Below are 20,771 nucleotides of genomic sequence, written 5' to 3'. Positions count from 1 at the left end.
TTCGACTACTCACCAATAAAACCTTTATTGCCAGCGCCAAACAACAACTGGCACTGGAGAGTAAAAAGTCGGTGATTGCTGATGCAGCAACCAACCTAGACGTCACCGCCAATCAAATAGACGTCAGCGCCAAACAAAATATCACCCTTAAGGCGGGTCGCAGTCATCGCAGTGTTATCCAAAGTGATATAAACCTCAAGGCAGACAACAACCTCACCATCACCGCCCCGGCGGGAAGTCAAATCATTCAAAGCCAAGGCAATATCACGATTAAAGGCAGTGGCTCTGGCAACCTCGCCCTTGCCAATGGTGGCAGTGAAATCAGCATTGACTCAAGTGGTAACGTCAACATCTTTGCGGACAAGTTACTGACCTTAAAAGGCAAAGCCATGACCGTGTTTGACGGCAGCATGGAGCAAGATATTGGTGGTAAACAAAGCGCCACGATGCCGAGTGTACCGCAAATTCAAGCACTCTCTGAGAATGCTCGACTTTCACTTGCCGCCGATGGCATTGCCACTATGGCGAGCAGTACCATTGAGTTGTCTTATACTTATCAAGATGGCAGCCCAATCATGGGGGCGCCTTATACCATTCGATTTGCAAACGGCACAGCGCTGACCGGCAACTTAGACGACAGCGGTAAAGCAAAAATTGAGAATGCACCGCCCGGTCAATACACCGTGCAATATGGTGAGGACAAACGCGATTACCTACCAGAAGATAATCGCCCTAAAAACCCACTGTATGGACAAATCACCCCAGCGCGAGCGGCTGAAATGGTACGCAGCGGCAATACTGCACCACTGGTAGAAGCCAATGGCATTGCAACCCAAGCAGGCGATTGGTTGTGGGGCACACTACAAGGCGACTTTAATCAAAACCCCTCCACGTCACAAATCGTGGTAGGTACCTTGATTTCCATGATACCGATTATCGACCAAGTCATGGATTTACGAGATATCACCGCCAATGTCATGTTACTGACTGACGATGATGAAGCCAACGACACCGACGCTTGGCTTGCTTTTACCCTAACAGGTATTGGTTTAGTACCAGTTGTGGGCTCAGCAGTCAAAGGCGTGGGCAAGGTTATCTTAAAAAATACTGGAGAATCACTCTCCGCTGCGCTTGCCGTTTTACGCAAGCTCGGCAAAGGCGACCCAGTTAAATACCTAAGAAACATCAACTGGCAAGACCTAGGAAAACAATCCGCCACGGAAGTAAAAAACATCGTCAAAGGCCTGCGCGATTCACTTGATGACATATCTACCAGTTGGCACTACGACCTACTGCTTCCAGACGCCGCCATCGAAGGCATGCAAGCCACAGTAAAACGCCTAGACGACGTCACCCCCAAAATCGACCAGCATATGCAACAAGCCGCCCAAGAAATCGGGCAGCGAGTTAATAAAGCACTGGATGAATATCAAGGCCAACCACCAATTCGAGGCGTTACCGACAAGCCCACCAAAGCCAAAGCCGATGAATTGGAACCGCCAAAAGGGAATGAGCTGCCGGGGGCTGGAGCTGCAGTGAATGAGAAAATTTCCAGCTCAAACTACAAAAAATATACACCTAATATGGTCAATAATCGCAAAATGTATAAAAGCGATCTTGATTTTACGTCAGAAATACCAGCACATATTGATTCAAGTGTTCATAAAAGTATTAGAGTTAAAATTGAAAATGGTTGGTCAAATCTTGACTTAATGAAAAATGGGAATGCTCCGATAGGGAAGGATGGTAAGCAAATAAATTTGCATCACATTTTGGGACAAGAGCCGAGCCCAATGGTTGAACTTCTATCTTCAACTCATAAAAAACACCACAAAGCTTTGCACGGTCTAATCGAAGATGGTAAAAGTTTTAGGAATAACCAATCACTCCAATATCAGTATGATAAATTTAAAAAAGAGTACTGGAAACTTAGAGCAAAAGATTTTGAGTAGGAAAGTTATATGAATAAATATAGTGAGTTAATTAAACAACTTGATTTGAGCGAACATGAAACCTTTTGGCAAGGTGCGGCTGACCTGAAAGAAATAGCTCTACTTGAGAAGTTAATTTCGATTAAACTTCCACCTTCACTAGTTAGTTTTTTAAGAGAGTGTGGCGGCGGGGGAGTTATAGACTCAGAGATCTCTGGCATTGAAGATAATAATGCCAACTTAACGCACGGTGGGACGATATTAGGTGACACTCTAGATTGCAGGGGAGAATTTCAATTACCTGAGCATTTAGTTGTCATTTTTTATAAAGAAAATGAAATCTGTTGGTGCTTAGACTCTAATACCCAAGAGGAAGAATACAAACTGGTTAATTATAACTTATTTAAAAAACAAGTTGACGAGGTAATCTCGAACTCCTTCTTCTCATTCTTTTGTGAATATGTTGAGATTAGAACCTCGTAATTTTAATTATAATTAAGTCAAAAATACTGAGAGCAGCGCTTAGTAGTCACGGTGGGATCGCACTTTGTAAAAAGGCTTTAACACCCAGCTCTTTTCTGATCTAATAACGCCCATATTATCACTATCTACTTGTTAATTATGTCGTTATTTAGCTAACTTTAACTTGTTGAAGATAAGCGCTCTTCCATCAACCAACATCATGCTCTTACTGATGTCTTGTTTCTTATCATTTCGGCGGTTTTATCCGATTGAGAAGGCTGGAAAGATACCGAAATATTTGGGTGCAGTAAACTACCATGGCTCAGGCAATTTGAAAATGGAGAAATCTATGGCTTTGTGCCAGTTCTTGCCCTTGGTGACGAACCTAAGCTTGAGAATCTCCAAAAGATAAAAGCCGCGGAACATTTAGCTTTCCTAGCTGACCTTGAAGAGAAGCGTGTTATGGTTGATATCGTTGCATTGGCTAAAAAATTACCCCATAACCAGTAACATCTTTTTAAGTCTTTTCAAGACTCAGATGTCGCAAGGCCTAGCTCAATCATCCTAACCAATATTTTCCAGCAAAAGGCATAGACTATATATGATCACTAAACGTAATGACTCTTATGAGTTAAATAACTCAAGCATCTTTGAATTAGAAAACTTTTGCAGAATTAAACTTCCGTATTCGTTTATCGAGTTTTTCCGCAACAATAATGGCGTTGCTTTTGAAGGGCTCACTTACGCCATAGACAATGAGGAGCGATTGATTGAACGAGCACTTCTTATCACAAACGATTCAAAGTTGTCAGACGATATTATGCAGTACGAAATAAAAGTGGTACTCGCTCAGATTGAAGAGCGCCTAACCGACAATGAAGATTTAGTGGGTGTTGAGTTACTTCCTTTTGCTCATGTTTTTGGTGGAGACTTTTTATGTTTAAACTTCAAAGATAGCAATATTGAACCGTCAGTTGTACTCTGGGATCATAATGAATCAGATGAATTAAGTCCTGTTTTTGTACTAGTTTCAGATAGTTTTGAAGCTTTTGTTGAGCGTCTTTGATAGGCTGAATATGGGTAAAATAAATGATTAGTTTGCGCCCCCTTATCAGCATTGGATATTGGGTGTCGTAATTAAGAAAGGTACTTGTCAGACACGTGAACCAATTTCGGCGGAAAACTGCTCTGTTCAGACCGGTTGTTTATAACTTTGTAAAACACACTGGTCGTGAAGATTCGATACGTCGCAAATATGTACGAACCTCTGTTGGCGATGAATTCAGGGCAGAGTTGCTCTTCAGTTAATTGTTATTAACAAAGTGTGCTTTCACCCTAAGGAAATATCTGTGTTTGATGAAATTGTAATAGTAGTTATACGCTATCAAAGCAAAATTCGCTGGTTTAAGGGAGAACGAGAGTTATGGATATTAGATTTGGTAAAACTAAGAGGCGCTTTTATAGAAAATGGATATCAAGTTCCAGAGCTTGACGACTCTGATAGGTTTGGCCTCCATACTTTAGATGAAAATAATGTAGAAACTTTTCTGGATAAAATTCAGGGTAATGAAATAAGTTGCAGAGAACTAAGTAAGAGACTGGCATCTAGGTTCCCATCAGCTAGATCTTGGTGGGATGTTGCTGATTTATTCCCTATCATGTTTATCGACTTTGATGCTAAAAGTGTAGCCGCATTTTATCATGAAGGCGTGCAAATGGAAAAGTACATACCACAGCATTGGAACGGTGAATTTATAGATTTTGCAAATGAGTATCCAGAGAATATTTTTCCTGATGATGACAAGTTCTGGGTAAAAGGCGATTCTGACTTACTTAAAGTTCTAAATGAACGAGCTAGAAAGCAATGATATTATTCGAAAGCTGTGTTCGCTGATTTTCGGAGAATATTAGTACAATACATCTAAGATAAAAGCTTTTATTAAATAGTCAGGATCACCAGCTCAACTCATAACTTCTTAGCGCTTCGCGTGTCCGAGTTAATTGAAAATACTAACATCGTTTCACTACCTTCAAAATCAGATGCTGTAGGGGTTATTCAAAGCCACCAATAGAGGCCCAAGACATGTCACAACCGTAGGCAAGGTTATCTTAAAAAATGCCGGAGAGTCGCTCTGCGCAGTGCTTCAGATCTTTACACAAAGAAAAGTTGGTAAAGGCGACCCAGTTAAATACCTAAGAGACATCAACTGGCAAGACCTTGGAAAACAATCTGCCACGGAAGTTAAAAACATCGTTAAAGGCCTACGCGATTCACTTGATGACATGTCTACCAGTTGGCACTACGACCTACTACTCCCAGACGCCGCCATCGAAGGCATGCAAGCCACGGTAAAACGTTTCAGTTTATAGGGAGTTTCCGGTATGGATGAGGCAGCAAGGTTTGCGTTGAGAACAATGGGCCCTACCACCCAAGTGAATATAGAATTAGAACGGTGTAAGTGAGGAGGTTAGAATAATGACCAAACAATTTGAAATAGATGAAGATTTCGAGTGGTTTCTTGAAAAATTTGAAGAGCCTACTGAAAAACATCAAGCCCCAGCAGAAATAATAAAAAAGTTTGAAGGTAAACTTGTAACTCCACCCAATTTAGTACAGCTATTTCGTAGAATTTTATGCAGCCTCAAGATAACCAATTGGTGTCATATCGCCAAGTGAATCATGTGGTCGCTCATAATTATAAATATCTAACCACTCATCTGTGATTTCACGTACTTCTTGCAGTGACTCAAACAAGTATAAATCGAGCACTTCTTCACGATAACTTCGGTTAAACCTTTCCACAAAACCATTCTGGTAAGGACTGCCTGGCTCTATAAATTCCAACTTGATGTCATTTTTCATTGCCCAATCTTCGAGTACCGTTGAAGTAAATTCTGGACCATTATCCACTCTAATCTGCTTTGGTTTTCCTCGCCAAGCAATAATTTGTTGTAGCGTTCTAATAACTCGTTCAGAAGTTAAGCTTGTATCGACCTCAATCGCCAGTGCTTGTCGGTTGAAATCATCCAGCACATTCAGTGTTCTAAAACGATGTCCATAGATTAATGCGTCACTCATAAAGTCCATTGACCACGATTCATTATGTTGTGTCGGTGCACTTAATGGTTCAGGTGTTCTTGTTGGAACACGGCGCTTTCCTTTACGTCTCAAGTTTAGTTTTAGCATGCTGTAAACGCGTTCAACACGCTTTTTATTCCACGACTTACCTTTATTACGAAGCCTTTTGAATAGCTTAGGCAGCCCCCACCTAGGATGGCGCTCTACCAGCGCAAGTAATGCGTCGATAACTTCATCATCTAACGGCCGTTTATGTTTGTAATAAAAAACTGAGCGGCTTAGCCCTGCCACTTCACAAGCAAATGCGACGCTGACGTTAAATTGAGCTCTTAAATGCTCTACCCAAGCTCTGCGCCTACTTGTTTTTACAGCTTTTTTGCGATGATATCCTCAAGCATCGAGTGCTTTAGGCTAAGAGTTGCAAACATATCTTTTAGCTTACGGTTTTCTTCTTCAAGCTCTTTGAGGCGTTTAACATCAGACGCTTCCATACCACCATACTTTGAGCGCCATTTGTAAAATGTACTTTGGCCGATACCGTGTTTACGGCAGATTTCAGGCACAGGAATACCCGCCTCAGCTTCTTTGATCATGCTGACAATTTGAGTTTCGGTGAACTTGCTTTTTCTCATCGTAAATTTTCCTATTTTAGTTAATGGAAAATTCTACTTATGAACTGTTTCATTTTTTGGGGGAGTTACAAACTGCCTACTAGATTATTAGAATATTGGAGTGAATACGGATTTTCTGGTTTCGGGGAAGGGCTTTTTTGGTTAACTAATCCCGATGATTATGATGATACCTTAGATGCATGGCTTGGAGATACAGTTATCGTCGAGCAAGACACATATTATGTAATTGCTCGCAGTGCATTTGGAGAGCTATTCTTATGGGGAGAGAAATTTGGACATAAATATCTAATCGACCCATCTTATGGTTGGATTATAGAGAAAGAAGGTAATGCCGAAGACATAGCAGCTGGAGAAGAAAACGATGCCATACAGTTTTTCTTTAGTGCAAAAAGGCCAACATCGCTGGATATAGATGATACGAGTGGAGACTTACTTTTTGAAAAATATAAACTTCGATTATCTCAATTAAAATACAACGAAATGTACGCTTTTGAACCCGCTTTTTTTCTTGGTGGGCAGCCTACCATTGACAATGTCAGTAAAGTAAATATTTTCGCCCATCTAAGTGTATTAGCATCATTTGGTCAGAAAGAAACACTAGACCAACAAGGGCTTATAGCTAAGGCTTATTCATAATAAATGCTCCTGTTATTAAAGTAGCAAATAAAAACCACTTAACTCCTTACCACTAAAAACACTTACTTATTAATTGAAAATGCGATGATGATTAACTTTGAACTCATCGCCAATCAAATTGACCTAAGCGCCAAACAAAATATCGCCCTTAAGGCGGGTCGCAGCCACCGCAGTGTTATCCAAAGCTTGAATACCATTCTACCGCTAAGAAGAAAGTGTAAATTCCACAAGCAACTTACTCCCCTCCATCACACCCGAAAGGCATTAGCCGATATGCAATGTGCCGACAGGATGTCGGCTAAGTCTTGTCTGGCATCATGGACGTGCCTTACAAGACGGTTGCACTATATCGGCTTAGGATTTGAGGATTGAGTGTGATGCCGGGGCGACGTTTTCTCGGTTCGCTCGATCGCGTCGTTTAAAAAAAATAAACGAGGAGCGCATGGATGCGTTTTGATATTAAACATGGAGGTTTATTTTGCTAACGGCTGATAGCTCGAAATTTATCGTAAAGTCAGCCTGTCCTTCTGGCAGGTTTCGAAGCCCATTCATGGGCTACGACTACCCGAAAAGCATAACTTCTCGGCGGGTAAACCGCCTCCCACAACGCTATTTACACTGTGAGGCTGGAGCCGCTTTTGAGCTTATAAACTACTCTATTGCTACTGAGAAAGTGGAAATTCCACAAGCAACTTTATTCCCCCTTCATCACACCCGAAAAGCATAAGTCGATATGCAAAGTGCCGACAGGATGTCGGCCAAGTCTTGTCTGGTACAGGGACGTGCCTTACAAGACGGTTGCACTATATCGGCTTAGGATTTGAGGATTAAGTGTGATGTTGGGGCGACGTTTTCTTGGTTCGTTCTTTTTCGTCGTTTAAAAAGAATGAACGAGGAGCGCATGGATGCGCTTTGATATTAAACATGGAGGTTTATTTTGCTAACGGCTGATTTCTCGAAATTTATCGTGAATTCAGCCTGTTCTTCTGGCAGGTTTCGAAGCCCATTCATGGGCTACGACTACCCGAAAGCATAACTTCTCGGCGGGTGAACCGCCTCCCACAAAACTATTTAGACTGTGAGCTAGGAGGCTACGCTGATAGCTTTTGCAATGCTTTAAAGCAGCTTAATCGCTAAAATCGTAGACGATCTCACAAGCAACGTATTCCCCCTTCATCACACCCGAAAAGCATAAGTCGATATGCAAAGTGCCGACAGGATGTCGGCCAAGTCTTGTCTGGTACAGGGACGTGCCTTACAAGACGGTTGCACTATATCGGCTTAGGATTTGAGGATTAAGTGTGATGTTGGGGCGACGTTTTCTTGGTTCGTTCTTTTTCGTCGTTTAAAAAGAATGAACGAGGAGCGCATGGATGCGCTTTGATATTAAACATGGAGGTTTATTTTGCTAACGGCTGATTTCTCGAAATTTATCGTAAAGTCAGCCCGTCCTCCTGACTGTTTTCGACGCCCATTCATGGGCTACGACTACCCGAAAAGCACACTTCTCGGCGGGTGAACCGCCTCCCGCAAAGCTATTTGCATCGTGAATTGGGAGGCATACTACGTTGCAGGTTTCTTGTAAGCCTCGACACAGCTTTTTTTGTTAAAATAATCCGTGCTCACTCTCGGGGTTATTGCCATGCGCCACGTTGAATTTGGCGAGGCTTACTACGCCATCCCTCAAATTGTGATTCGACATTTTCATTAAAATTACGAAAGAGCTGCTCGATATTTTGTGCAGGGACAATATTGCACGGATTGCTGCTTTCTTGTCGTAAATACTCGAAAAAAGCGTTGCTGTTGTGCTCGACCATAAATCCGGTAAACAGATAACTATTGGCATATAAGGTGGCACTTTGCATGGTTTGCCACTGATTTTCGCTATTGAATAGGGTGTTAATATCAAGCTTAGTAAAGCGCGATTTTAAAATCCCTTCTTTCGTTAACCAATCTTCGTCAGAGAGGTAAACTGAAAATTGAGCTGTTTCGGTAATTCTTAGGTGCTCAAAATACTCGGCTAAGCCTTCCGTTACCCATCGAGGGGTTACGCCGAAATAGTAAAAAACGAGGGCGTGCACGGACTCGTGAATGAGCGTTCTTAGCGTTTCTTCCTCAGTGCGACTGCCATTGATAAAGCCTTGGTTTTGAAACAAGAAGTACATGCCCAAGGTGCCAGCGGGCTCTGCATCGCGAGAGAGTATTAGCGCATTGTAGTCAGCGTCATTGGCGGCAATATGCATGTTCAACTGGATGGGAGATAAGGCTTTTTTATGCGCTAACTGGTTAAAAAAGTGCTTAAACATCATATACACCACGTTGAGGGTTTGCTGCGCCTGATATTCAACATAAGGGCTCACGGGTTTACCCGTTAGATTAAGTTTAAAATTTTCAATGTCGCTGAATTGTGTTTGCAAGGAAAATACTTCGCGCTTTAGTGCTCCGCAGGTAGATGTTGAGATACCGCTGAACATATTAACAATATCACTGTGCCCGTTTAGGTTATAAAAGGCTTTTTCTGGTATTTCAGGTAGCTGTTGTTTTGTTACTTTTGGTGGTGCAACCGTTAGGTGAGGAGTGGTGTCTGGCTGACTTAAACGTTTTTCGGTATGGGTGTCTAGCTGTATGCCTAATTCAGTCAATAAAGGTTTGATAGACCTCATCGAGTTTGCTGCTGCACTTGGATAGATAAAATAAAGCGCAAACAATATCATTGTGATGATAAGTAGTAGGACAAAGACCCGCCAAACCAAAGTGATATCCTTGTGTAATACATGCCCAGAGACTCTGGTTATACTCGATTATCGGTAAACTTGGCAATGGGTAATTTGATTATCGGCCTACTCCCATGGCATTAAATAACATCTACTTTAGTGAGTCATAGCGCATCGTTTGCATTATTTGCCATTCTTTTTTCTACAACAATGTACCCATAATCTAATTCGTTGCCTATACTTTTTGAAAAAATAACAGAGCATACAGATGAAAGTAGTTTGGCCGTTGATTTTACTGTGTTGTGTGGGCGGGAGTGCGAGCGCGCTTGATACTCAGGTGAATATTACGACGGGGCAATGGCCGCCGTACTTAGATCAAGCGAAACAAGATCAAGGCTGTGTGGCTGCTGTGATCCGAGATGTCTTTGCGCTCTCTGATATCAAAGTCCGATTTTTATTTATGCCTTGGGAACGCGCCTATCAAGAGGGAATGAAGGCGGCTTACATTGGTAGTGCTTATTGGTATTACAGTGAGCAAAGGAGCAAAGACTATATTTACACTCAACACCCACTCACTGAAGAAACGGCACGCTTTTATCACCATCGAGATTTAGCGTTTACCTATACGAGTTACGCAGATCTTAAGCCATTTAGATTGTTGCTCAATCAAGGGTTAACTTATCCGACTTCTCTGCTAGAAGCGGTAGAGACGCTTGAAATCAAAACCTCATATGCCACGTATACCAGTAAAAATGTGGCACTGATCCTACGAAACCGTGCGGATATTATGATTATGGACGAAAAATCGGCGAAGTCCTATCAGCAAGAACTGCCAGCAGAAGAGGCGGAGTTATTAGTGGCGCAAGCGATCCCTGCTTTTATTCAAAAAGGCTATTTGCTAATCAATAAACATCATAGTGAATATGTCGAGTTGTATAACGAAGGGCTTAAAAAACTATGGGCGGATGAAGACTATGTTGCTCAGTATCGTGCTCGCTGCTCTCGTGTGTTTACCGATTGATTGCTTTTTGGTTTTGCTAAAACTAAATAATGTCCTGATCCGTTGCGAAATCTTTCATAAGTTAGAATCCAAATTTATTTTTAATGCTTTTCATAGCCTGTTGGCTATTTTGACGGTATATAAAGCATAAAGAATGTTATTACATGTAAAGCCTAATAGTGTATTCAGTGGATTTTAGAGCATGCTTTACAGCCAACAATCGTAAAGACTATCTTGAATCGTCATTGGCTGCTTTAGATTAAGACTTGCCTTATCCAAACCGCCTTTCCGGCAGCTTGATTTAGCGTTAATTGGTATATGTCTATCTGGTCTGACCATTTAAATCACCTTTTAAATTTGCCCGATTCTTGGTTAAAGTTTATGCACGCCAACTGTTGTTTTTACACTCAGCTAATTATTGAATTGGGCTGAATTTTGACAGTTGTCATGGATTTTGATAACGTATTGTGCAAATTTGGTATGACCAATTTACCTATGAAGTTAATTCTTACCAAATTGATTAAAATAAGTCAGCGGTCTGGCTAGGTCACATCATAAAAAATTGGCGTTATTTCAATGTCTTTAAAGATTAAAGCAGCAAAATTATCCGACGTAATACTAGAACAGCTTGAGAATATGATCCTCGAGGGCTCGTTATTACCCGGTGCAAAGTTGCCGCCTGAGCGTGAACTAGCTAAGCAGTTTGAAGTGTCGCGTCCATCACTTCGTGAGGCTATCCAGAAATTGGAAGCTAAGGGGCTTGTTACCCGTCGTCAAGGTGGTGGCACGTATGTTAAAAATCAGCTGGAAGAAGGGCTGACTGATCCGTTATTTGACTTGATCAGTAAGCATCCAGAATCTCAGTTTGATTTACTTGAGTTTCGTCATGCATTAGAAGGCATCGCCGCCTACTACGCGGCACTCAGGGGCACAGAGAATGACTTTGCAAAGGTACAACAAAGCTTTGACAATATTGCAGAGATAGGTGATGACTTGATGCAAAAGGCAAGGGCAATTAATGCTTTTCACTTTGCCGTTGCAGAAGCGTCACATAACGTCGTCCTGCTTCATCTTGTAAAAGGGATGCAGTCACTGCTTGAGCAAAACGTGTTGCAAAACTTAACGGTCTTGGTGCAAAAATCAGACGTGAGTGAGCAGCTCGGTGAGCACAGAAAGTTGTTATTAGATGCGGTGATCAATGGTAACCCTGAACAAGCAAGACTTGCTAGTAACGCCCACTTAGCCTTTATCGAAGAAGCGTTATTAGAAGCCGGTAAAGAGCGTTCGCGAATAGAACGTTCACTGCGTAGAACAAAACAGCAGTAATCGGGCTTGATTCAGTAAGAATTGGCACAAATAGAATAAATTCGTATTTTAAACATAAGGAACACTCCATATGTCTGAAGTCAATAAAATTGACGTAGACGCGCTAGAAACCCAAGAATGGTTACAGGCGCTTGAGTCGGTAGTAAAAGAAGAAGGCGTAGAGCGCGCTCAGTTCTTGTTAGAGCAAGTATTAGAGCAAGCGCGTCTTGATGGCGTAGATATGCCAACAGGCACTACGACTAACTATGTCAACACTATCCCAGCAGATCAAGAGCCTGCGTATCCAGGGGATGTGAACCTTGAGCGTCGTATTCGCTCTATCATCCGTTGGAATGCTATTATGATCGTACTTCGTGCTTCGAAGAAAGATCTTGAGCTGGGCGGGCATATGGCCTCTTACCAGTCATCAGCTGCATTCTATGAAATGTGTTTCAACCACTTCTTCCGTGCACCAAACGAGAAAGACGGTGGTGACTTAGTGTATTACCAAGGTCACATCTCTCCGGGCATTTATGCTCGTGCATTTGTTGAAGGCCGCCTAAGCGCTGAGCAGCTAGATAACTTCCGTCAGGAAGTAGATGGTAACGGTATTTCTTCATACCCACACCCTAAGTTAATGCCTGAATTCTGGCAGTTCCCAACGGTTTCTATGGGTCTAGGTCCAATCGCGTCTATCTACCAAGCGCGTTTTCTTAAATACCTAGATGGCCGTGGTCTAAAAGATACGTCTGAGCAACGCGTTTACGCCTTCCTTGGTGATGGTGAAATGGACGAGCCAGAATCACGTGGTGCGATTTCTTTCGCTGCCCGTGAAAAGCTAGACAACCTATGCTACCTAATCAACTGTAACCTACAGCGTCTTGACGGCCCAGTAATGGGTAACGGCAAGATCATCCAAGAACTAGAAGGCCTATTTAAAGGTGCTGGTTGGAACGTGATCAAAGTCGTTTGGGGTTCTGGTTGGGATAAGCTACTTGCCAAAGATACTACGGGTAAATTGCTGCAACTGATGAATGAAACAGTTGACGGTGATTACCAAACTTACAAAGCAAAAGATGGTGCCTTCGTACGTGAACACTTCTTTGGTCGTTACCCAGAAACAGCAGCGCTTGTTGCTGATATGACTGACGACGAAATCTTCGCGTTAAAGCGCGGTGGTCATGAGCCATCTAAGCTATTTGCTGCATTTAAAGCGGCACAAGACACCAAAGGTCGTCCAACGGTTATCCTAGCTAAAACGGTAAAAGGTTACGGCATGGGCGCTGCGGCTGAAGGCAAAAACATTGCTCACCAAGTTAAGAAAATGGACATGACACACGTAGCACACCTACGTTCACGTCTAGGCCTAGATGACTTGGTATCTGATGAGCAATTACAAGAGCTACCTTACTTGACGCTAGAAGAAGGGTCAAAAGAGCACGAATATCTACATGCTCGCCGTAACGCGCTTCACGGTTATACACCTAAGCGTTTACCTAACTTCACAGAAACGCTTACGCTACCTGAGCTAGATGCATTTAAACCGCTTCTAGAAGAACAAAAGCGTGATATCTCAACCACAATGGCATACGTTCGTGCACTTAATATCTTGTTAAAAGACAAGAATATCGGTAAGAGCGTTGTTCCAATTATTGCTGATGAAGCGCGTACTTTTGGTATGGAAGGTTTATTCCGTCAAATCGGTATTTACAACCCGCACGGCCAAAACTACAGCCCAGAAGACCGCGATATCGTTTCTTACTATAAAGAAGCAACGTCAGGTCAGGTACTACAAGAAGGTATCAATGAGCTAGGTGCGATGTCTTCATGGGTTGCAGCAGCAACGTCATACAGCACCAACGACCTACCAATGATCCCGTTCTATATCTACTACTCAATGTTTGGTTTCCAACGTGTAGGTGATATGGCGTGGATGGCGGGCGACCAACAAGCGCGTGGCTTCCTATTAGGGGCAACTGCCGGTCGTACAACGCTAAATGGTGAAGGTCTACAGCACGAAGACGGTCACTCACACATTCAAGCAGGTACAGTGCCTAACTGTATTTCTTACGACCCAACGTTTGCATTTGAAGTAGCGGTTATTCTGCAAGATGGTATCCGTCGTATGTACGGTCCAGAGCAAGAGAACGTGTTCTACTACCTAACGCTAATGAACGAAAACTACCATATGCCAGCAATGCCTGAAGGCGCTGAAGAAGGTATTCGTAAGGGTATTTACAAGCTTGAAAGCTACACTGGCGACAAAGCACAGGTTCAGCTAATGGGCTCGGGTACTATCCTGAACGAAGTACGTAAAGCGGCGCAAATTCTAAGCGACGACTACGGTATCGGTTCAGACGTATTCTCTGTAACGTCATTTAACGAACTTGCTCGTGACGGTCAAGATGCAGAGCGTTTCAACATGCTTAACCCAGAAGCAGAGCAAAAAGTAGCTTACATCACCAGCGTGCTTGGTGATGCGCCAGCAATTGCTGCTACGGATTACATGAAAAACTATGCTGATCAAGTACGTGCATTTATGCCAAGTGCATCTTACAAAGTACTTGGTACAGACGGCTACGGTCGTTCAGACAGCCGTGAAAACCTACGTCGTCACTTTGAAGTGAACGCCGGTTACGTGGTAGTTGCTGCACTTGGCGAGCTAGTTAAGCAAGGCAAAGTTGAAAAATCAGTAGTGACTGACGCTATCAAGAAATTTGATATCGACACCACCAAAACTAACCCACTTTACGCATAAGAGGACGAGTGATGGCAATCGAAATTCATGTTCCAGATATTGGTGCCGATGAGGTTGAAGTAACCGAGATCCTAGTAAGCGTAGGTGACACGGTTGCAGAAGAGCAATCGCTTATCACTGTTGAAGGCGACAAAGCATCAATGGAAGTACCTGCCTCAGTGGCGGGTACAGTTAAAGAAATCAAAATAGCGGAAGGCGATAAAGTATCGACTGGCTCTTTGATTATGGTTTTTGAAGCGGCAGGTGAAGAAGCACCGGCAGAGCAACCAGCAGAAGAAGCTAAGCCAGAAGCAAGCGCCTCTGGCAAGACAGAAGTGAAAGAAGTTCACGTACCAGATATTGGTGGCGATGAAGTTGAAGTAACTGAAATCTTAGTGGCTGCGGGCGATGTTGTTGAAGAAGAGCAATCGCTTATCACGGTTGAAGGCGACAAGGCTTCAATGGAAGTACCAGCACCATTTGCAGGTACTATTAAAGAAGTGAAAATCAACGCAGGTGACAAAGTGTCAACCGGTTCATTGATCTTCATCTTCGAAGTGGCAGGTAGCGGTGATGCGCCTGCGACTACTGAAGCTGCAGAAGCGCCAGCTGCAGAGCAAGCACCAGCTGCATCAGCTGAAAAAGAAGTGCATGTACCAGATATCGGTGGCGACGAAGTTGAAGTCACTGAAATCATGGTTGCTGTTGGCGACAGCGTTGAAGACGAACAATCTCTTATCACGGTTGAAGGCGACAAAGCCTCAATGGAAGTACCAGCACCGTTTGCAGGTACGATTAAAGAGATCAAAGTCAATGCGGGCGACAAAGTATCAACGGGCTCTTTAATCTTCGTATTCGAAGTAAAGGGCGCGGCACCTGCACCTCAGGCAGCAGCTAAAACTGAAGCAAAACCAGCTCAATCAGCGGCTCCCGCGGCAAAAGCTGAAGCACCAAAAGCTTCTGCACAAAAAGATGACTTTGTGGCCAATGATCAGTATGCCCACGCATCACCTGTGGTACGTCGTTTAGCGCGTGAGTTTGGAGTTAACCTAGCTCGCGTTAAAGGTACAGGTCGTAAAAACCGTGTACTAAAAGAAGACGTACAAAACTACGTGAAAGAGCTGGTTAAGCAAGTTGAGTCTGGTCAAATCGCAAAAGGTGGCAACACTGGCGGCGGTGAGCTTGGTCTTATTCCTTGGCCAAAAGTAGATTTCAGCAAGTTTGGTGAAATTGAAGAGAAGAAACTTTCTCGCATCAACAAGCTATCGGGTGCAAACCTTCACCGTAACTGGGTACAAATCCCACATGTTACGCAGTTTGACGAAGCTGATATCACAGAGCTTGAAGCGTTCCGTAAAGAACAGAACGTGCTAGCTGAGAAGAAGAAAATGGGTGTGAAGATCACGCCATTAGTATTCGTGATGAAAGCGGCTGCAAAAGCACTTGAAGAGTTCCCAACGTTTAACTCTTCACTATCTGAAGATGGTGAGAGCTTAATCTTGAAGAAATATGTTCACATCGGTATCGCGGTTGATACACCAAATGGTCTAGTGGTTCCTGTTGTTCGCGACGTGAACAAGAAAGGCATCATTGAGATATCACGCGAGTTGATGGAAATTTCTAAGAAAGCACGTGATGGTAAACTGACGTCTGCTGATATGCAGGGCGGCTGTTTCACTATTTCAAGCCTAGGCGGTATCGGCGGTACGGCGTTTACGCCAATCGTTAATGCTCCTGAAGTTGCGATTTTGGGTGTTTCTAAGTCAGACTTCAAACCGAAATGGAATGGTAAAGAGTTTGAGCCGCGCCTAATGGTGCCGCTAAGCTGTTCATACGACCATCGTGTCATTGACGGCGCGCTAGCAGCTCGCTTTACTGTGACACTTGCAAACTACCTAAGCGATATTCGCCAGCTAGTAATGTAAGAATAGAAACCGCATGATTTAGGTGATGCGGTTTTCTTGTATTTTATTGTTCCGCTTGATAATTAGGCGGGACAACAGAGAGTGTGAATGATACACTTTCGAGCAATAATAACTCTCTCTGCCCTGTGCCCCGAATCGGGTGTTTGGCAGGCACTTTGGGTCGGCTACTCTCGACGAGTAAACCCGTTCAAATAACAGTTAAGGTAATAACATGAGCAACGAAATCAAAACTCAAGTTGTTGTACTAGGCGGTGGTCCTGGTGGTTACTCTGCAGCATTCCGTGCAGCAGACTTAGGTTTAGACGTTACACTAATCGAATCTCGCGACACGCTAGGTGGTGTGTGCTTGAACGTTGGTTGTATCCCTTCAAAAGCCCTTCTTCACGTTGCAAAGGTAATTGACGATGCAGCTGAAATGGCTTCTCACGGTGTTTCTTTCGGTGCTCCACAAATTGATCTAGACAAAATCCGTTCATGGAAAGAGTCTGTTATCGGTCAACTTACTGGTGGTCTTGGCGGAATGGCTAAGATGCGTAAAGTAACTGTAGTTAATGGCTACGGTAAGTTCACAGGTTCTAACACTATCGCAGTTGAAGGTGCTGATGGTGCGAAAACAGTGACCTTTGAAAACGCAATCATTGCAGCGGGTTCTCAGCCTGTAAGCCTACCTTTCATTCCTGAAGACGAGCGTATCATCGACTCTACAGGTGCACTTGAGCTTAAAGACGTGCCTGAAAAGCTACTTGTACTAGGTGGTGGTATCATCGGTCTCGAGATGGGTACTGTTTACCGTTCACTAGGTTCAGCGATTGACGTAGTTGAGTTTGCTGATCAACTAGTACCAGCGGCAGACAAAGACGTTATCAAGATTTACCAAAAGTACGTTAAAGACAAGTTTAACGTAATGCTTTCTACTAAAGTTGTTGCTGTTGAAGCGAAAGAAGACGGTATCTACGTATCTTTCGAAGGCAAGCAAGCACCAGAAGGCCAAGTTCGTTATGACAAAGTACTAGTTGCTGTTGGTCGTACACCAAATGGTAAGCTAATCGACGCTGACAAAGCGGGCGTAAATGTTGATGAGCGTGGCTTTATCAGCACTGACAAGCAAATGAAAACCAACGTTGATCACATCTTCGCTATCGGTGACATCGTAGGTCAACCTATGCTTGCACACAAAGCGGTTCATGAAGGTCACGTTGCTGCTGAAGTTATCTCTGGTAAGAAGCATTACTTCGATCCTAAGTGTATTCCTTCAATTGCATATACAGATCCAGAAATCGCTTGGGTTGGTGTGACTGAGAAAGAAGCAAAAGAGCAAGGTCTAAGCATTGAAACTGCGGTATTCCCGTGGGCTGCTTCTGGTCGTGCAATCGCTTCTGCACGTACTGAAGGTTCTACTAAGCTTATCTTTGATAAAGAGTCAGGCCGTGTGATCGGTGGTGCTATGGTTGGTATCAATGCAGGTGAAATGCTTGGTGAAATCGGTCTAGCAGTAGAGATGGGTGCTGACGGTGAAGACCTAGCGCTTACTATCCACGCTCACCCAACGCTGAACGAGTCAATCGGTCTAGCTGCTGAAATCTTCGAAGGTTCAATCACTGACCTTCCAAATAAAAAAGCAGTGAAGAAAAAGTAAGTTTTTCTGAGCTTTTAAAAACCCAGCCTTGTGCTGGGTTTTTTGTTTTTGGCTAAGTGGGAGAGCTTATTTTTCTAAGTATCCTAAGCCATCAGCCTGAGAAAATTAATAATTACAAGTAGTAAGGCGGAAGTGGCAATAAATAGCCAGCGCATTTGGTTGAGTAGTCCGAGTAAATGCTGAATATGTTCAGATGAGGGTTGCGCTTTTGCACCTACCCGCATCACGTCAAAACGTTCACCAAAATAAAAACGCGGCCCTGCGAGTTGTGTATGTAAATTTGCTGCAAAAAAGCTCAGTGCCCATCCAGTATTCGTTTGGCTAAAGTGACGGCCGTAGTATTTAATGTAGTGCCAAGTTTGCTTTGGTCTAAGTAGCAACGAAAAGCAGGTAATTAATAATCGAATAGGCACAAACTCAACGAGCCAAATCATGCGGGAAAGACTTGCCATAAAACGGCTTGAGGGGAGCATTACTTGCCGCCAAGCGTGGTCACACAGTAGTAATAGTTTATAAAATAGCGCGAGATAGGGACCTGCTGCTAGATACAGTAAAGCAATGACAAAAAAATGGCGCAAGGTATTTAATGCGGTGCTATCTATGGCGGCTTTACAAATACCAAGCTCTGTTAGCTTCTCTACATCTCTTGCTACCATTCCTTGCAACACGGCTCTTGCGGTTACTTTTTGCTTTGATTTTATCAATGCGGAAATACGCTTAGCACGGCTTTCATGGCTAATATCTAAGCATAAAAACAACACCAGCCCACCGAGCCAATTAGGATAAAAAGCAAAGCTAATAATCGCATGAGTTAATACAGTGATAGTTAATATTGGTAGGAGGAAGCCGAGTGTGCCGGATAAAAGTTGATAACTAGAAGCCGCTTTGGGGCGATAAACTCTTTCGGCAATGGCTTTAAAAACAAGGCTAAGAATAAGATTAGGGTGATAAAGTGTTGATAACCTTACCCCTAGGCTGGCAAAAATCGCCAGTAAGAAAATGATCAGGCCCTCATGGGCCTGAAGCAAGCTGTCGAGCACTAAAGCGTAACCTTATCCAGCTTATTAAGTAGTGCCATCACCATCTTAGAAGAGTTTACAGAAGCAACTTCTAGATACTCTTCGAATGATTGCGGTGATTCTTTGCCGGCGATATCAGATAGCGAGCGGATCACAACAAATGGCGTGTTTAAAGAATGACAAGCCTGCGCAATTGCCGCACCTTCCATTTCGACTGCTAACATCGTAGGGAAGTCTGCACGCGCCTTGTCGATGCGTACTGGGTCGCACATAAATGAGTCACCCGTACAGATCAAACCAACCATAGTTTGAATGCCTTCAAGCTCATGTACGCTTTGCTCTGCAGCTTCAACTAATTTTGCATGCGAAGTGAACGCAGCAGGCATTTGTGGAACTTGACCAATTTCATAGCCAAATGCAGTAACATCAACATCGTGATGACGTACTTCATTTGAAATAACCACATCGCCGACGTTTAGTGATGGTTCAAAACCACCTGCAGAACCCGTGTTGATCACGCAATCTGGCGCAAAGTTGTCGATCAGCAAAGTTGTCGCAACTGTTGCTGCCACTTTACCAATGCCAGACTGTACAAGCGTTACATCAAGACCAGCCAGTTTGCCGGTATAAAAAGTAAAGCCACCTTTGGTCAATGTTTGCGGGTTTTCCATGGTGTTACGCAAAATGGTAACTTCTTGCTCCATTGCGCCGATAATGCCTACTTTCATCAAAAGATTCCTAATTTGTGGTGGGGAACGCCCCAGTGTCAAAATTGCTTTTATTATACGAAAGGGGTTTTGATAGGTAAAACAAAAAACGGGCTGACGCCCGTTTTGCTAGATTTCTGCCAACTGAGTTGACTGTGCTTTTGCCTGTGAAGGGGACAGTACCGCAGGTTTGTAGGTGCGGTTTCTGGTTTTCTTTGGCATCTCCACTTTTTGGCCAAGCTTGAATAAGATTGCCGCACGAACCTCAGCGCTTTGGTAGCCACTTTTGATTTTCATACGAATGTGTGGAATACCCGCAGATTCCAGAGCGCCACTGACAAACCAATCTTTTTGCGCCTTATGGCCATTTTTATTGGAATTATTGACTAAGTCTACAGCGGCAACAATTTTCAGTGTCTCTTTGTCTACCAAAACATAATCCAACTGTTTATTCTTAGCTTTAGTTACCGCGGCACGACGTGCTTTTGGAGAGATCCCCGGTTTGCACTCAATTACATCAATGAGTTTAATGCGGCTAACGATTTTATATCTATCGCCAACAGCACGTTCTAATAAATGTAGAAACGAGGCTTCAACGGTGGTAAAAACAGATTCTTTACGATTAAACGGATAAGGATTGCCACCTACATCGGTGTACTTAGAAGCGACAATGGAAGCAACGACCACTAGAGCCAAAATAGCAAGCAACGCAAATTCCATACAAAACTCCAAATCAAAAAAATGACATCTGTGATTTGATAAGCAATAGCTGTGCCAAAATAGCGCTTAAATTAGTGGGTGGTTAACATTAAATCAGTATTTGGGATATGGAAAGAAAAATAAAGTGCTTTAAGTTGTTTATTCTAGGCAGCGATATCTTACGGCAGGCTGCCTAGTACTGGATAATGATACTATACCAATTAACCTTAATACTTGCTCAATTTGAAGGAGTAAACCTGACGCTAACAGCGCTAAAACTTTTTTATTT

At 43.2% G+C, this 20,771-nt stretch carries 17 protein-coding genes and 2 pseudogenes; 14 read left to right on the top strand and 5 right to left on the bottom strand.

Translation table 11 applies throughout. The annotated features are described in order from the left end of the window. Positions 1–1,265 precede the first annotated feature (1,265 nt). The 7 genes and pseudogenes from NO992_RS19870 to NO992_RS19840 form a co-directional block, all read left to right on the top strand. Positions 1,266–1,526, top strand: a pseudogene (locus tag NO992_RS19870) (hypothetical protein); the annotation flags it as partial. A 57-nt stretch (positions 1,527–1,583) separates the two neighbouring features. Then, entirely contained in the window at positions 1,584–1,952 is a 369-nt protein-coding gene (locus NO992_RS19865) for an HNH/ENDO VII family nuclease (RefSeq protein WP_202904040.1), read from the top strand. 9 nt (positions 1,953–1,961) lie between these two features. Then, a complete protein-coding gene (locus tag NO992_RS19860; RefSeq protein ID WP_045965130.1) occupies positions 1,962–2,414 on the top strand; it encodes an SMI1/KNR4 family protein in 453 nt (150 codons plus the stop codon). A gap of 186 nt (positions 2,415–2,600) precedes the next feature. Beyond that, positions 2,601–2,903, top strand: a pseudogene (locus NO992_RS19855) (T6SS immunity protein Tdi1 domain-containing protein). A gap of 91 nt (positions 2,904–2,994) precedes the next feature. Then, a complete protein-coding gene (locus NO992_RS19850) occupies positions 2,995–3,459 on the top strand; it encodes an SMI1/KNR4 family protein (protein WP_371380046.1) in 465 nt (154 codons plus the stop codon). 283 nt (positions 3,460–3,742) lie between these two features. Next, a complete protein-coding gene (locus tag NO992_RS19845; RefSeq protein ID WP_371380043.1) occupies positions 3,743–4,261 on the top strand; it encodes a group-specific protein in 519 nt (172 codons plus the stop codon). Positions 4,262–4,532: 271 nt separating this feature from the next. Further along, positions 4,533–4,763 carry a hypothetical protein gene (locus NO992_RS19840; protein ID WP_349289220.1) on the top strand — a complete coding sequence of 77 codons (231 nt, stop codon included), beginning with the start codon at positions 4,533–4,535 and terminating at the stop codon, positions 4,761–4,763. A 262-nt stretch (positions 4,764–5,025) separates the two neighbouring features. Here the strand turns inward: NO992_RS19840 and NO992_RS19835 are convergent. Then, positions 5,026–6,104, bottom strand: a protein-coding gene (locus NO992_RS19835; RefSeq protein ID WP_371380041.1) for an IS3 family transposase whose coding sequence is annotated in 2 segments (ribosomal slippage) — positions 5,026–5,852 and positions 5,852–6,104 — 1,080 coding nt in all. Because the reading frame shifts where the segments join, the coding sequence is not laid out codon by codon here. Between the two features lie 39 nt (positions 6,105–6,143). On the opposite strand from NO992_RS19835, the gene NO992_RS19830 reads away from it, so the two are divergent. Together NO992_RS19830 and NO992_RS19825 are read left to right on the top strand one after the other, a co-directional pair. Then, positions 6,144–6,740 (top strand): GAD-like domain-containing protein, encoded by a 597-nt coding sequence (locus tag NO992_RS19830; protein WP_371380039.1) that lies wholly within the window; start codon positions 6,144–6,146, stop codon positions 6,738–6,740. Between the two features lie 84 nt (positions 6,741–6,824). Then, on the top strand, positions 6,825–7,112 hold the full coding sequence (locus NO992_RS19825; protein ID WP_371380037.1) for a hypothetical protein: 288 nt from the start codon (positions 6,825–6,827) through the stop codon (positions 7,110–7,112). 1,262 nt (positions 7,113–8,374) lie between these two features. On the opposite strand, the gene NO992_RS19820 is transcribed toward NO992_RS19825, so the two are convergent. Then, positions 8,375–9,493 (bottom strand): DUF1570 domain-containing protein, encoded by a 1,119-nt coding sequence (locus tag NO992_RS19820; protein WP_371380035.1) that lies wholly within the window; start codon positions 9,491–9,493, stop codon positions 8,375–8,377. Positions 9,494–9,722: 229 nt separating this feature from the next. Here NO992_RS19820 and NO992_RS19815 point away from each other — a divergent pair, with 229 nt between their 5' ends. From NO992_RS19815 to lpdA, 5 genes are all read left to right on the top strand, one after another. Next, positions 9,723–10,475: a substrate-binding periplasmic protein gene (locus NO992_RS19815; protein WP_371380033.1), complete on the top strand. Its 753-nt coding sequence runs from the start codon at positions 9,723–9,725 to the stop codon at positions 10,473–10,475. Positions 10,476–11,030: 555 nt separating this feature from the next. Continuing rightward, positions 11,031–11,780, top strand: coding sequence for a pyruvate dehydrogenase complex transcriptional repressor PdhR (gene pdhR, locus NO992_RS19810; protein ID WP_010370324.1), 750 nt, complete (start codon positions 11,031–11,033; stop codon positions 11,778–11,780). Positions 11,781–11,850: 70 nt separating this feature from the next. Then, complete coding sequence (aceE, locus tag NO992_RS19805; protein WP_010370326.1) at positions 11,851–14,517, top strand: pyruvate dehydrogenase (acetyl-transferring), homodimeric type; 2,667 nt, start codon at positions 11,851–11,853, stop codon at positions 14,515–14,517. 11 nt (positions 14,518–14,528) lie between these two features. Next, positions 14,529–16,421: a pyruvate dehydrogenase complex dihydrolipoyllysine-residue acetyltransferase gene (aceF, locus tag NO992_RS19800; RefSeq protein WP_371380030.1), complete on the top strand. Its 1,893-nt coding sequence runs from the start codon at positions 14,529–14,531 to the stop codon at positions 16,419–16,421. A gap of 211 nt (positions 16,422–16,632) precedes the next feature. After that, entirely contained in the window at positions 16,633–18,057 is a 1,425-nt protein-coding gene (gene lpdA / locus NO992_RS19795) for a dihydrolipoyl dehydrogenase (protein ID WP_010370334.1), read from the top strand. 83 nt (positions 18,058–18,140) lie between these two features. On the opposite strand, the gene NO992_RS19790 is transcribed toward lpdA, so the two are convergent. From NO992_RS19790 to NO992_RS19780, 3 genes are all read right to left on the bottom strand, one after another. Next, positions 18,141–19,097: a cobalamin biosynthesis protein gene (locus NO992_RS19790; RefSeq protein ID WP_371380028.1), complete on the bottom strand. Its 957-nt coding sequence runs from the start codon at positions 19,095–19,097 to the stop codon at positions 18,141–18,143. Next, positions 19,097–19,804 (bottom strand): 5'-methylthioadenosine/S-adenosylhomocysteine nucleosidase, encoded by a 708-nt coding sequence (gene mtnN / locus NO992_RS19785; RefSeq protein WP_017217969.1) that lies wholly within the window; start codon positions 19,802–19,804, stop codon positions 19,097–19,099. Before mtnN ends, NO992_RS19790 begins: the two co-directional genes overlap by 1 nt. A 108-nt stretch (positions 19,805–19,912) precedes the next feature. Then, a complete protein-coding gene (locus tag NO992_RS19780) occupies positions 19,913–20,503 on the bottom strand; it encodes a DUF2726 domain-containing protein (protein ID WP_017217968.1) in 591 nt (196 codons plus the stop codon). Positions 20,504–20,771 lie beyond the last annotated feature (268 nt).

Origin of the sequence: Pseudoalteromonas sp. DY56-GL79 (assembly GCF_041414765.1) — a bacterium.
GTDB lineage: Bacteria > Pseudomonadota > Gammaproteobacteria > Enterobacterales > Alteromonadaceae > Pseudoalteromonas > Pseudoalteromonas piscicida.
Note: the sequence above shows the minus strand (reverse complement) of the source record. Positions and strands in the feature narration are given on the sequence as shown.

Bases quoted from the DNA above. Each gene is read 5' to 3' on its own strand.
- NO992_RS19850 (WP_371380046.1), top strand. From the start codon at position 2,995: ATGATCACTAAACGTAATGACTCTTATGAGTTAAATAACTCAAGCATC.
- NO992_RS19780 (WP_017217968.1), bottom strand. From the start codon at position 20,503: ATGGAATTTGCGTTGCTTGCTATTTTGGCTCTAGTGGTCGTTGCTTCC.
- pdhR (WP_010370324.1), top strand. From the start codon at position 11,031: ATGTCTTTAAAGATTAAAGCAGCAAAATTATCCGACGTAATACTAGAA.
- aceE (WP_010370326.1), top strand. From the start codon at position 11,851: ATGTCTGAAGTCAATAAAATTGACGTAGACGCGCTAGAAACCCAAGAA.
- mtnN (WP_017217969.1), bottom strand. From the start codon at position 19,804: ATGAAAGTAGGCATTATCGGCGCAATGGAGCAAGAAGTTACCATTTTG.
- aceF (WP_371380030.1), top strand. From the start codon at position 14,529: ATGGCAATCGAAATTCATGTTCCAGATATTGGTGCCGATGAGGTTGAA.
- NO992_RS19815 (WP_371380033.1), top strand. From the start codon at position 9,723: ATGAAAGTAGTTTGGCCGTTGATTTTACTGTGTTGTGTGGGCGGGAGT.
- NO992_RS19830 (WP_371380039.1), top strand. From the start codon at position 6,144: ATGAACTGTTTCATTTTTTGGGGGAGTTACAAACTGCCTACTAGATTA.
- NO992_RS19865 (WP_202904040.1), top strand. From the start codon at position 1,584: ATGGTCAATAATCGCAAAATGTATAAAAGCGATCTTGATTTTACGTCA.
- NO992_RS19825 (WP_371380037.1), top strand. From the start codon at position 6,825: ATGATGATTAACTTTGAACTCATCGCCAATCAAATTGACCTAAGCGCC.
- NO992_RS19860 (WP_045965130.1), top strand. From the start codon at position 1,962: ATGAATAAATATAGTGAGTTAATTAAACAACTTGATTTGAGCGAACAT.
- lpdA (WP_010370334.1), top strand. From the start codon at position 16,633: ATGAGCAACGAAATCAAAACTCAAGTTGTTGTACTAGGCGGTGGTCCT.